The organism is Amycolatopsis thermoflava N1165, from assembly GCF_000473265.1.
Taxonomy (GTDB): domain Bacteria; phylum Actinomycetota; class Actinomycetes; order Mycobacteriales; family Pseudonocardiaceae; genus Amycolatopsis_E; species Amycolatopsis_E thermoflava.
On the sequence record NZ_KI421511.1, the window covers coordinates 6,993,602 to 7,005,602 of the forward strand.

12 protein-coding genes and 2 pseudogenes are annotated in these 12,001 nt (G+C 70.9%); 10 read left to right on the plus strand and 4 right to left on the minus strand.

The genetic code is table 11. The features are described from left to right. Positions 1 to 331 precede the first annotated feature (331 nt). Together greA and AMYTH_RS0134740 are read right to left on the minus strand one after the other, a co-directional pair. Entirely contained in the window at positions 332 to 829 is a 498-nt protein-coding gene (gene greA, locus AMYTH_RS0134735; protein WP_026153483.1) for a transcription elongation factor GreA, read from the minus strand. Between the two features lie 189 nt (positions 830 to 1,018). Then, on the minus strand, positions 1,019 to 1,444 hold the full coding sequence (locus AMYTH_RS0134740; RefSeq protein ID WP_017984808.1) for a DUF4307 domain-containing protein: 426 nt from the start codon (positions 1,442 to 1,444) through the stop codon (positions 1,019 to 1,021). A 103-nt stretch (positions 1,445 to 1,547) separates the two neighbouring features. Here AMYTH_RS0134740 and mca point away from each other — a divergent pair, with 103 nt between their 5' ends. Genes mca through AMYTH_RS49260 form a run of 6 tightly spaced genes read left to right on the plus strand, consistent with a single transcriptional unit; the run spans position 1,548 to position 7,566 of the window. After that, positions 1,548 to 2,459, plus strand: a complete 912-nt coding sequence (mca, locus tag AMYTH_RS0134745) for a mycothiol conjugate amidase Mca (RefSeq protein WP_027934086.1) — start codon at positions 1,548 to 1,550, stop codon at positions 2,457 to 2,459. Continuing rightward, positions 2,456 to 2,785, plus strand: a complete 330-nt coding sequence (locus AMYTH_RS0134750; RefSeq protein WP_027934087.1) for a hypothetical protein — start codon at positions 2,456 to 2,458, stop codon at positions 2,783 to 2,785. Before mca ends, AMYTH_RS0134750 begins: the two co-directional genes overlap by 4 nt. A gap of 37 nt (positions 2,786 to 2,822) precedes the next feature. Continuing rightward, positions 2,823 to 4,853 (plus strand): thioredoxin domain-containing protein, encoded by a 2,031-nt coding sequence (locus AMYTH_RS0134755; protein WP_027934088.1) that lies wholly within the window; start codon positions 2,823 to 2,825, stop codon positions 4,851 to 4,853. Positions 4,854 to 4,908: 55 nt separating this feature from the next. Next, complete coding sequence (locus tag AMYTH_RS0134760) at positions 4,909 to 5,481, plus strand: hypothetical protein (protein WP_017984804.1); 573 nt, start codon at positions 4,909 to 4,911, stop codon at positions 5,479 to 5,481. Between the two features lie 42 nt (positions 5,482 to 5,523). Then, the gene (locus AMYTH_RS0134765; protein ID WP_027934089.1) at positions 5,524 to 7,413 is read left to right on the plus strand and encodes an acyl-CoA dehydrogenase family protein; all 1,890 of its coding nucleotides are present in this window, start codon (positions 5,524 to 5,526) and stop codon (positions 7,411 to 7,413) included. Positions 7,414 to 7,419: 6 nt separating this feature from the next. After that, positions 7,420 to 7,566 (plus strand): hypothetical protein, encoded by a 147-nt coding sequence (locus tag AMYTH_RS49260; RefSeq protein WP_157360712.1) that lies wholly within the window; start codon positions 7,420 to 7,422, stop codon positions 7,564 to 7,566. A 41-nt stretch (positions 7,567 to 7,607) separates the two neighbouring features. Here AMYTH_RS49260 and AMYTH_RS46305 read toward each other — a convergent pair. Continuing rightward, positions 7,608 to 8,235 (minus strand): annotated as a pseudogene (locus AMYTH_RS46305) (TetR/AcrR family transcriptional regulator). A gap of 5 nt (positions 8,236 to 8,240) precedes the next feature. Between AMYTH_RS46305 and AMYTH_RS46310 the strand changes: the two are divergent. Continuing rightward, positions 8,241 to 8,579, plus strand: a pseudogene (locus tag AMYTH_RS46310) (FAD-dependent oxidoreductase); the annotation flags it as partial. Between the two features lie 26 nt (positions 8,580 to 8,605). Beyond that, entirely contained in the window at positions 8,606 to 8,704 is a 99-nt protein-coding gene (locus AMYTH_RS0134780) for a hypothetical protein (protein WP_027934090.1), read from the plus strand. Positions 8,705 to 8,726: 22 nt separating this feature from the next. On the opposite strand, the gene trhA is transcribed toward AMYTH_RS0134780, so the two are convergent. After that, a complete protein-coding gene (trhA, locus tag AMYTH_RS0134785; protein WP_027934091.1) occupies positions 8,727 to 9,392 on the minus strand; it encodes a PAQR family membrane homeostasis protein TrhA in 666 nt (221 codons plus the stop codon). 89 nt (positions 9,393 to 9,481) lie between these two features. Here trhA and AMYTH_RS0134790 point away from each other — a divergent pair, with 89 nt between their 5' ends. After that, complete coding sequence (locus tag AMYTH_RS0134790) at positions 9,482 to 10,258, plus strand: isoprenyl transferase (protein WP_020421474.1); 777 nt, start codon at positions 9,482 to 9,484, stop codon at positions 10,256 to 10,258. A 418-nt stretch (positions 10,259 to 10,676) separates the two neighbouring features. Further along, complete coding sequence (locus tag AMYTH_RS0134795) at positions 10,677 to 11,990, plus strand: PhoH family protein (RefSeq protein ID WP_020421473.1); 1,314 nt, start codon at positions 10,677 to 10,679, stop codon at positions 11,988 to 11,990. Positions 11,991 to 12,001: the final 11 nt, after the last annotated feature.

Consider the following 12,001-nt stretch of genomic DNA (forward strand, 5'->3'; position numbering starts at 1 on the left):
CGGGTTTCTCGATCGTCGGCTTCGCTTCGCTACGCCCCGATCGAGGGAGTCCCTCCCGAACCCGATCTTTCAGTGTTCGGTTGCCGAGACACCGCGTCAAGGCGGGAAAGCGTGCCTTGACCCGGTGGCTCGGCAACCGATTTGGCTGGGGATCGGGTTGCGGGAGGGGGCTGGCTCGGACGTGGCCGGCTTTCGTCGCCGGGTGCCGGTTCGCTGGCGCCGTTCCCGCGCGAGTTCCGCGCTCGCGGTGCGCGGGACCGCACGCACAGCGAAGCGGCTGCTCCGGACGATGCTCCCGCCCGGAGCAGCCGCTCCGAAAAAAGTGTGGGTCTCAGCCGGAGTAGGGCACGGCCTTGACCAGCGTCACCTTCTGCGTGCTGCCGTTGGGCAGCTCGTACTCGCGCGACTCGCCTTCCTTGGCGCCCAGCAGGGCCTTGCCCAGGGGCGACTCGGGGGAGTACACGTCGAGTTCGCCCTCGGCGCCCTCTTCGCGCGTGGCGAGCAGGAACTTCTCGTCCTCGTCGTCACCGTCGTAACGCACGGTGAGGACCTTGCCCGGCTCGGCGACCCCGTCGTTCTTCGGGGCCTCGCCGACCTTCGCCGACCGCAGGAGTTCCTGCAGGTGGCGGATGCGGGCCTCCTGCTGGCCCTGCTCCTCGCGGGCAGCGTGGTAACCGCCGTTCTCGCGGAGGTCGCCTTCTTCGCGGCTGGCGTTGATCTTCGCAGCGATGACCGGACGATTCTCGATCAGCTCGTCGAGCTCGTGCTTGAGCCTGTCGTAGGCTTCCTGGGTCAGCCAGGTCACCTGGGTGTCGCTCACGGCCACCATCTCCTCGTCGTGCCTGCCGGACATGGGTGTTCATGCCGGCAGCCGCACTCGATCGAGTGCGGCTGGATAAAGGAAAAACACGGCCCGTTCGGGCCGTGCCGGTAGATCAGGGTACCACGGCAGGGCAGGTCAGCGCCGGTGTCTTTCTCAGAAACCGGGCATTCGTCGCGTCATTCACCCCGTTGGCCGCTAACTCCTTGACAGATACTCCGGGATGTCGTAAGAGCAGCCGTACACGTCGGCGGTGACCGGGCGGTCGATGCTCCGCACGACCACGTCGACCCGGCTGTCGTTCGCCGGGATGTAGACCTCCCGCCGCCCGCTCTCGGCGCCGCTGATGTCCCGCGTCCGCACGATGCACACGCCCGGCCGGTCCGGCTCGTCCCGCGTCACGTTCAGCGAGATCGTCATCGCGTTGCCGGGCAGCTCCTCGAACGTGACGCGTTCCGCACTGATGGGCGCGGCGCCCAGGTTCACGTACCCGATCCACGCGACGGCGCAGCTCACGACCAGCGCGATCCCGGTGAAGACCCACACCCGCCAGCGGCGGCTCGGCCTGCGCGGCCGCCCGTAGCGGCCGTCCGGCAGGGACGGCGGGGCGCTGGCGGTGCTCAAGTGCCGGGCCTCCGATCGAACTTGTCGTACCCCCGGGGACAATGGAGGCAACCGCAGTATCTCTCCGGGGCGGAATAGGGATTCAGAAGGGGTCGTTGGACGCATGGTGGGTTCTGACGAGCTGATGTCCGGGACGGGATCGCGCCTGCGTCTCATGGCGGTGCACGCACATCCCGACGACGAGTCGAGCAAGGGTGCGGCCACGATGGCGCGCTACGTCGCCGAGGGCGCCGAGGTCATGGTGGTGACCTGCACCGGAGGCGAGGCCGGGAGCATCCTCAACCCGGCCATGGACCGGCCCGAGGTGCTGGCCAACATGTCCGCCATCCGCCGCGAGGAGATGGCCAAGGCCGCCAAGATCCTCGGCGTCCAGCACCGCTGGCTGGGTTTCGTGGACTCCGGCCTGCCGGAGGGCGACCCGCTGCCCCCGCTGCCGGAGGGCTGCTTCGCGCTCACCCCGCTCGAGGAGCCGGTGCGCGAGCTGGTCAAGGTCATCCGCGAGTTCCGTCCGCACGTCGTGCTGACCTACGACGAGAACGGGGGCTACCCGCACCCGGACCACATCCGCACCCACGAGGTCTCCATGGCGGCCTTCGACGCCGCCGCCGAGCCGGACAAGTTCCCCGAGGCGGGCGAGCCGTGGCAGGCGCTCAAGCTGTACTACATGCACGGCTTCTCCCGCGCCCGCATGCAGGCCTTCCACGACGCGCTCGTCGAGGCCGGCCTGGAGTCGCCCTACGCGGAGTGGCTCGGCAAGTGGGACCCGGACCGCGCGGACGTCATGGAGCGGGTCACCACGCGCATCGAATGCGCCGACTACTTCGAGGTCCGCGACGAGGCGCTGAAAGCGCACGCCACCCAGATCGACCCGAACAGCCGGTGGTTCTTCGTGCCGCTGGACATGCAGCGCCGGGTGTGGCCGACGGAGGAGTACGAGCTGGTCCGTTCGCTCGTGGACAGCACGCTGCCCGAGGACGACCTGTTCGCGGGCGTCCGTGAGAAGGTGAACACATGAGTCTCTTGTTGCCGGTGACGGCGCCGGTCGCCACGACCGCCCTCGTCCTCGCGCAGCAGCCGGGCAACGGCGACAACGGCGGCCAGGGCGAGGACTTCGGCAAGTCCTCGCCGCTGGGGTTCCTGATCCTCCTGCTGTTCCTCATCGCCGTCGCCCTGCTGGTGCGCTCGATGACCAAGCACCTCAAGCGCGTTCCGGCCACCTTCGACCCGGAGGAGAAGGCCGAAGCCGAGGCCGACGACGCCGCCGAGAAGGACGAGGCCGGGAAGCCGGCTGTGCCCGATTCGGAGCCGGTCAAGCAGCCGGAGAAGAGCGAGAGCAGCTAGCGCGGCGGCGCTACGGGCGCCGTGACACCCTGGTGGCATGGCCAACCGACTCGCCGCCGCGACGAGCCCCTACCTGCTGCAGCACGCCGAAAACCCGGTCGACTGGTGGCCGTGGAGCGCCGACGCGCTCGCCGAGGCCAAGCGCCGGGACGTGCCGATCCTGCTCTCGATCGGTTACGCCGCGTGCCACTGGTGCCATGTGATGGCCCACGAGTCCTTCGAGGACGCCGAGACCGCGCGCCTGATGAACGAGCACTTCGTCAACATCAAGGTCGACCGCGAGGAGCGTCCCGACATCGACGCGGTCTACATGACCGCGACCCAGGCGATGACCGGCCAGGGCGGCTGGCCGATGACCTGCTTCCTCACCCCCGACGGCGAGCCGTTCCACTGCGGCACCTACTACCCGCCGCAGCCGCGGCCGGGCATGCCGTCGTTCCAGCACCTCCTCGTCGCCGTCGCCCAGGCCTGGCAGGAACGCCGCGACGAACTGCGCGAGGGCGCAGGCAAGATCGTCGAGCACCTCGCCGGGCAGCTCGGGCCGCTGCCGCCGGCCCCGGTCGACGCGGGCGTGCTCGACGCCGCCCTGCTGAAGCTGACCGGGGAGGCCGACCCCGCACGCGGCGGTTTCGGTGGCGCGCCGAAGTTCCCGCCGTCGATGGTGCTGGAATTCCTGCTGCGCCACCACGAACGCACCGGCTCCGCCGAGGCGCTGTCCCTTGTGGAATCCTGCGCCGAGGCGATGGCCCGCGGCGGCATCCACGACCAGCTCGCCGGCGGCTTCGCCCGCTACTCCGTGGACGCGTCCTGGGTCGTGCCGCACTTCGAAAAGATGTTGTACGACAACGCTTTGCTGCTGCGGGTCTACGCGCACCTGGCCCGCCGCACCGGCTCCGCCCTGGCCGCCGGGGTCGCGCGCATGACCGGCGAGTTCCTGCTCACCCGTCTCCGCACGGAACAGGGCGGGTTCGCCGCGTCGCTCGACGCGGACACCCTCGGCGAGGAAGGCCTGACCTACGTCTGGACGCCCGCGCAGCTGCGTGAGGTGCTCGGCGACGACGACGGCGCGTGGGCCGCGGAACTGTTCAGCGTCACCGAATCCGGCACGTTCGAGCACGGCACCTCGGTGCTGCAGCTGCGGCGTGACCCGGACGACCGGGAGCGCTTCGAGCGGGTCCGCGCGGCGCTGCTGGCCGCCCGCGACGAGCGGCCGCAGCCGGGACGCGACGACAAGGTGATCGCGGCCTGGAACGGCCTCGCCATCACCGCGCTGTGTGAGGCGGGCGTGGCGCTCGACGAGCCGCACTGGGTGTCCGCGGCCCAGGACGCCGCGTCCGCGGTCCTCGGCATCCACCTCCGCGACAACCGCCTGCGCCGCAGCTCGCGGGACGGGACCGCCGGCGACGCGGCGGGCGTGCTGGAGGACTACGGCTGCCTGTCCGAGGGGCTGCTGGCCCTGCACCAGGCGACCGGGGACCCGCGCTGGCTCACCGAGGCCACGAACCTGCTGGACACCGCACTCGCCAACTTCGCCGTCGCGGACACCCCGGGCGCGTACCACGACACGGCGGACGACGCCGAGGTCCTCGTGCACCGGCCGTCGGACCCGACCGACAACGCCAGCCCCTCCGGGGCCTCCGCGCTGGCGAACGCGCTGGTCACGGCGTCGGTGCTGGTCGGGCCGGACCGCTCCGCGCGGTACCGGGCAGCCGCCGAGGAGGCCGTGCACCGGACGGGCCGGCTGATCGCCAAGGCGCCCCGCTTCGCCGGGCACTGGCTCACCGCGGCCGAGGCGCTGCTGGCCGGTCCCGTCCAGGTCGCGATCGCCGGGCCGGACTCGACCGAGCGGGACCTGCTGCGCGCGGTGGCCGCCCGTCGTGCGCACGGCGGCGCGGTCGTGCTGGCCGGGGAGCCGGACGCGGCGGGCGTGCCGCTGCTCGCGGACCGGCCGCTGGTGAGCGGACAGGCCGCGGCCTACGTGTGCCGCGGTTACGTCTGCGACCGGCCGGTGACCAGCCCCGACGACCTCGTTTCGGCCTTGTCCGCCCGCAGTGAACAGGGGATCTGACGCGCTCGTTCCGGCGTAGCGTGTGTTGCAACGTAATCATGTAATCGCGGAGGCGATGGACATGCGCACACACGCACAGTGGGGACGAGGCTGGAAGGGCCGCGGTCAGGCCGAGGCGCCGCCGGCGGACGACGCGGCGGGCTGGTTCGCCGGACGGCTCCCGGACGGCTGGTTCACCGGCGCCCCGGACATCACGGTGGACCGCGAGGAGATCCTGATCGTCGGCGAACTGCCTGCGCTCACCGACGAGTTCGCCGACGACGCCGCCCGCGCCGCCGCCGAGTCGGGGCGCATCAGCCGGTTCCGCGAGGAGACCCGCGAGCACCGCATCGAGATCGCGCGCCAGGCCGAGCACCGGTACCAGCGCAAGGTGTCCTGGGGCGCGCGCCTCGGCGGCACCGAAGAGTTGTTCACCACACAGTCGGTGCCGGTGATGACGCGCCTGCGCCAGCCCGAGCGGCTGGTGCTCGACACGCTCGTCGACGCGGGCGTCGCGCGGTCCCGTTCGGACGCCCTGGCCTGGGCCGTCCGGCTCGTCGGGCAGCACGCCGAGGAGTGGCTCGGCGAGCTGCGCGAGGCCATGTCGAAGGTCGACGAACTACGCCGGGAGGGGCCGGATCTGGGCTGAGCTCGCCATGCGGGACCGCGGAAGTTACGCCAGAGTAGGAACATGAACCCCGATGCGTTGACCGCGGTACTGGATGGACAGTGGGCCCAGCTGCGCCGGGAGATTCGCGCGCAGTTCGCCGGGTACGACCTGGACGAGCCCTACGACCTGAGCACGGAGGAATACCGGGCCTGGGTGCTGGACCGCCTGCGGGAACTGGCCAAGAGCGGCTGGCACCGGCTCGGCTTCTCCCGCGAGTACGGCGGTGGGGGAGACATCGGCGGTTCGGTCGTGTCGTTCGAGATGCTCGGCTACGGCGACCTGTCGCTGATGGTGAAGTCCGGTGTGCAGTGGGGCCTGTTCGGCGGCGCGATCCAGTTGCTCGGCACGGCTCCGCACCACGAGCGGTACCTGGCCCGCATCATGGACCTGGACCTGCTCGGCTGCTTCGCCATGACCGAGACCGGGCACGGCTCGGACGTGCAGCACCTGCGCACCACGGCCACCTACGACCCGGCGACGCGCGAGTTCGTCATCGACACCCCGGACGAGCAGGCGCGCAAGGACTACATCGGCAACGCGGCGCGACACGGCCAGGTGGCGGTGGTGTTCGCGCAGCTGGTCACCGGCGGGGAAAGCCGTGGTGTGCACGCCTTCGTGGTGCCGATCCGGGACGAGACGGGCGCACCGATGCCGGGCGTGGAGATCGGCGACGACGGCCGCAAGGCGGGCCTGAACGGCGTCGACAACGGGCGCCTGACGTTCCACTCCGTGCGCGTGCCGCGAGACGCGCTGCTCAACCGGTACGGCGACGTCACCGAGGACGGCACCTACACGAGCCCGATCGAGAGCGACAACCGCCGGTTCTTCACCATGCTGGGCACGCTGATCCGCGGCCGGATCAGCGTGGCGGGCGGCGCGATCCACGCCACCGAGCGGGCGCTGGCGATCGCGACCCGGTACGCGGAGAAGCGCCGCCAGTTCGGCCGTCCCGGCGCGGACGGCGAGACGGTGCTGCTGGATTACCGTGCGCACCAACGGAAACTGCTGCCGGCGATCGCGCGCACCTACGCGCTGCACTTCGCGCACGAGGAGCTGACCCGGGCGCTGCACGACATCCAGGGCACCGCGGACGCCGAGGAACGGGCGCAGCGCGAGCTGGAGTCCCGGGCCGCGGGCATCAAGGCGATCGCGACCTGGCACGCCACCCGCAGCATCCAGACGGCGCGGGAAGCGTGTGGTGGCGCGGGATACCTGTCGGAGAACCTGCTGCCCGCGCTGAAGGCCGACACCGACGTGTTCACCACGTTCGAGGGCGACAACACGGTGCTGCTGCAGCTGGTCGCGAAGGGCCTGCTGACGAGCTACCGCGACCACTTCGCCGACCTGAGCCCGCTGGCGACGGCCCGGTTCGTGGCCGAGCAGTTCGTCGGCGCGGTGATCGAGCGGACCGCGGCGCGCAAGGTGATCGAGCGGCTGGTGGACGCCGCGCCCGGCCGGGACGACGACGATGTGCTGTTCGACCGCGGCTGGCAGGTGAAGCTGTTCGAGGACCGCGAGCAGCACGTGCTGGAGGGCTGCGCGCGACGGCTGCGCCGGGCGGCGGAGGCGGACCCGTTCGAGGTGTTCAACGACGCGCAGGACCACGTGCTGCGGGCGGCGAAGGTGCACGTCGAGCGGATCGTGCTGGAGGCGTTCGTCGCGGCGATCGACCGGTGTGCGGACCAGGACGCGCGGGCCCTGCTGGAGCGGGTGTGCGACCTGTACGTGCTGTCGAACGTCGAAGAGGATCGCGCGTGGTTCCTGGAGCACGGCCGGCTGACGTCGGCGCGGGCGAAGGCGGTGGTCGCCGCGGTGAACGACCTGTGCGCCGAACTACGCCCCCACGCGCGACTGCTGGTGGACGGCTTCGCGGTGCCGGAACCGTTCCTGCGCCCCGCGATGCTGCGTTAGACGCGCGTGCTGACCTCCTCCGTGCTCGCGGCGCTAACTGAGAGCGCGGAACGACTCCTGGCCACCGGGGCCGACGTCGTCTTCGTCGCCGGGTGCAAGATCAGCCGCTTCAACGAGAGGTTCTTCGCGGGCTCGGCCCCCGGGAACGCCTAGCGACGCCGGCTCCGGCGCCTGCTCGGCTGACGACCGCGCGGTCAGCGGGCGAGGTGGGCCCCGATGCCGTCGAGCAGGAAGTCCAGCCCCCTGCGGAACGTGGCGTCGGCGTCGGGCCTGCTTCCGTCGCGGACGAAGGCTGCCAGCGCTGGGTATCGGCCCGTCGCGAAGGCCCGTTCCAGGTGCGGCCAGGACGCGGCCTGCCACTGCGTCTTGTCCATCCCGCTGGCCCGCTCGGCGCGCCGCTCCGCGATCTCCTGCCGCACGGCGCCGATGACGTACGAGTCGACGGCCGCGACCACCGGCAGGACGGCGTCCGCATCGACGCCCCGCAGCCCCGGCGACCACCGCCTCCAGCCTGGCCAGCGCGCTCGGCCCGAGCTGGGGCCGTCCGCCGAGCAGGTCGGCGAGCCATTCGTGCCGGTGGACGGCCTGCCGGGTGGCTTCCGCGAGTGACCGCAGCACCTCCCGCCAGCCCTCGCCGGAGGGCCGGATCTTCCGCGACGAGTCGACCATCAGGTCGAGCAGCTCCTCCTTCGTTTCGAGGTAGCCGTACAGCCGCATCGGGCCGACGCCCAGCTCGGCGGCGACCTTGCGCAGCGACACGGCGTCCAGGCCGTCCGCATCGGCCAGCCGGATCGCCGCCTCGACGATCCGCTCCCGGCTCAGTGCTCGTGAACATCGCCATCGTCGGAGCCGGCCGGGGCGGCCTGGCCCTCGCCCGCGTGCTGCACGTGCACGGCATCGAATCCGTCGTGTACGAACGCGACTCGTCGCGGAACGCGCGCGGCCAGGGCGGCATGCTCGACATCCACTCCGGGCAGCAGGCGCTGCGCGAGGCCGGGCTGTTCGACCGGTTCCAGGCGATCGCTCGCGTCGCGGGCCAGGACATGCGGCTCCTGGAACCGGACGGCACCCTGCTGCTGCAGGAGGACACGCCCGCCGCCCCACTCGACCGGCCCGAGGTCGACCGCGCCGACCTGCGTGACCTGCTCCTCGACTCCCTCCCCGAGCGGCGGTCGAGGAGTACGAGCGGGAGATGTTCGACCGCACCAACTCGGCCGCCCGGAAGTCCGCTCAGATCCAGGAAATGCTCGCGGCGCCGGACGCGGCCCGGCGCATGCTCGCCTTCTTCTAGCCGTCGGGCGCCTGACCGCAGCTCAGGCGTAGAGCGCCAGCCAGACGGCGATGTAGTGCGAGAGCGCGGCCAGCACCGTGCACGCGTGGAAGAACTCGTGGTAGCCGAAGGTGTTGGGCCAGTAGTTCGGCCACTTCACCGCGTAGAACACCGCGCCGACGGTGTAGAACAGGCCGCCGACCAGCAGCAACACGAGCGCGGCCACCCCGGCGTGCGTGGCCAGCTCGGGCAGCACGAAGATCGCCACCCAGCCGAGCGCCACGTAGATCGGCACGCCGAGCCAGCGCGGCGCGCCCGGCCACAGCATCTTCAACGCCACCCCGGCCACCGCGCCACCCCAGACCACGCCCAGCACCACGTACCCGGTCGGCTTCGACATCGCCAGCAGCGTGAACGGCGTGTACGTGCCCGCGATGAACAGGAAGATCATCGAGTGGTCCGCGCGCTTCATCCACTGGTAGGCGCGTGGGCTCCACAACCGGCGGTGGTACAGCGCGCTGACCCCGAACACGCCGAGCACGGTCAGCCCGTACACCGACGTGGCGAGCGCCGCCAGGCCGGACACCGTCGTCCCGGCTAGGACGACCAGCGTCGCCACGCAGGCCAGCGCGCTGAAGAACGTCCAGAAGTGGATATGGCCGCGGAGCCGGGGACGGGTGTCGACGAAGGGTTCGGTCTCTACGGTCACACCAACAAGGTTACGGCGACGTAGGTTCCGCGCCAGTCAACCGTGGCCCGGCCCACGTCGCTTTCGGACCCTGCGTACATTGGTTGGACGTGAGTCTTCGCTCCTTCGGGTCCAAGCTTGTCTACGGCATCTACAGCCGCCGTCTGATCCAGCAGGCCGCGGGCAAGCACCCGCGCCACATCGCGATCATGCTGGACGGCAATCGCCGGTGGGCACGGGAAGCCGGCTTCACCGACGTCGCCGACGGGCACCGCGCGGGAGCGCGCAAGATCGCCGACTTCCTCACCTGGTGCCGCGAGGCCGACGTCGAGGTCGTGACGATGTGGCTGCTGTCCACGGACAACCTCAGCCGCGCCACCGAGGAGCTCGAACCGCTCCTGGAGATCATCGCCGACGTCGTCGACGAGCTGGCGCACCCCGGCAACCCGTGGCGCATCCGGGTCGTCGGCGCGCTGGAGCTGCTGCCCGAGCCGATCGCCAAGCGCCTGCAGTCGGCCGCGGCGAGCACCGAGAAGCGCACCGGCATGGAGGTCAACGTCGCCGTCGGCTACGGCGGGCGGCAGGAGATCGCCGACGCGGTCAAAAAGCTGCTGCTCCAGCACGCCGACGAGGGCACCTCCATCCGCGAGCTGGCGAAGATCCTCGACGTCGACCACATCTCCGAGCACCTCTACACCTCGGGCCAGCCCGATCCGGACCTCATCATCCGCACCTCCGGTGAGCAGCGGCTGTCCGGTTTCCTGCTGTGGCAGTCGGCGCACTCCGAGTTCTGGTTCACGGAGGCCTACTGGCCCGCTTTCCGCAGGGTCGATTTCCTCCGCGCACTTCGTGACTACGCGTGGCGGCACCGCCGTTTCGGTACTTGACAACACGTTCCGTGCCGATCCGTTGATTTCTCCTCTACCGACGGTGAGATGACAACCTGGTGAATCACCTGCCTGGCTGCCTGCACGAAACGGCGAACGCAGGTAACTTCCGAAGTGATGGCTCGTGACCTTGCGGACCATCACGGGAGGCCCTGGTAGTGGCGGTTGTAGAGCAGACGGCGAATGAGCCGTTCGCGATACCCACGAGGGGGCCGGCACCCGGCCCTCGTGGCCCTGCGCGCTGACGCGTAAGCGACAGCGAAGAGCGGACCAGCCAGGGTGGTGCCCGGCCCAGCGAGTGTGGGCGTGGTGCCACGTCCACGAGGGAGATGCCGTCGTGACTACGCAGCGTTCGCCCCGTAAGGCCTCCGGCCGCTCACCGAATTCCGCGGAGGGCACCGCAGAACCCCCGAGTTCCGTGCCAGGGCAGCACACCTATGTCCTGGACACCTCGGTTCTGCTGGCCGACCCGTGGGCCATCACGAGATTCGCCGAGCACGCCGTGGTCCTGCCGTTGGTCGTGATCAGTGAACTGGAGGCGAAACGGCATCACCCCGAACTGGGCTGGTTCGCGCGGGAATCCCTGCGTCAGCTCGACGACCTGCGGCTCAAGCACGGCCGCCTGGACGCGCCGATCCCGATCGGGGACTCTGGCGGCACCCTGCACGTCGAGCTGAACCACTCGGACCCGACGGTCCTGCCGCCCGGGTTCCGCACGGACTCCAACGACCACCGGATCCTGGCCTGCGCGCTGAACCTCAAGGTCGAGCGCGAGGCGGTCACCCTGGTCACCAAGGACATCCCGCTGCGCGTCAAGGCGGGCGCCGTCGGGCTGCCCGCCGACGAGTACCGCGCCCTGGAGGTCGCGCCGTCCGGCTGGACCGGGATGGTCGACGTGGAGGTCCCGCAGGAGGCGGTCGACGCGTTGTTCCGCGACGGTGTCGTGGACCTGGCCGAGTACGGGCTGCCCGAGGTGGGCGAATCGCCCTGCCACACCGGCCTGCGGCTGGTGGCGGGTTCCGGCAGCTCGTCCGCGCTGGGCAGGCTGACCCCGGCCAAGAAGGTCAAGCTGGTCCGCGGGGACAAGGAGGCGTTCGGCTTGCACGGCCGCTCGGCCGAGCAGCGGATCGCGCTGGACCTGCTGCTCGACCCGGACATCGGCATCGTCTCGCTCGGCGGCCGCGCCGGCACCGGCAAGTCCGCGCTCGCGCTGTGCGCCGGGCTGGAGTCGGTGATGGAACGCCGCGAGCACCGCAAGGTGGTCGTGTTCCGGCCGGTGTACGCCGTCGGCGGCCAGGACCTCGGCTACCTGCCGGGGTCGGAGTCGGAGAAGATGCAGCCGTGGGCGCAGGCGGTGTTCGACACCCTCGGCGCCCTGGTCAGCCAGGACGTGCTGGACGAGGTGTTCGACCGCGGCATGCTGGAGGTCCTGCCGCTGACGCACATCCGCGGCCGGTCCCTGCACGACTCGTTCGTGATCGTGGACGAGGCGCAGTCGCTGGAGCGGAACGTGCTGCTCACCGTGCTGTCGCGGCTGGGCACCGCGTCCCGCGTGGTGCTCACGCACGACGTCGCGCAGCGGGACAACCTGCGCGTCGGGCGCCACGACGGCGTTTCGGCGGTGATCGAGAAGCTGAAGGGCCACCCGCTCTTCGCGCACGTCACGCTGACCCGTTCGGAGCGGTCGCCGATCGCCGCGCTGGTCACGGAGATGCTGGAGGACCACGGGTAAGCGTGGGCGGG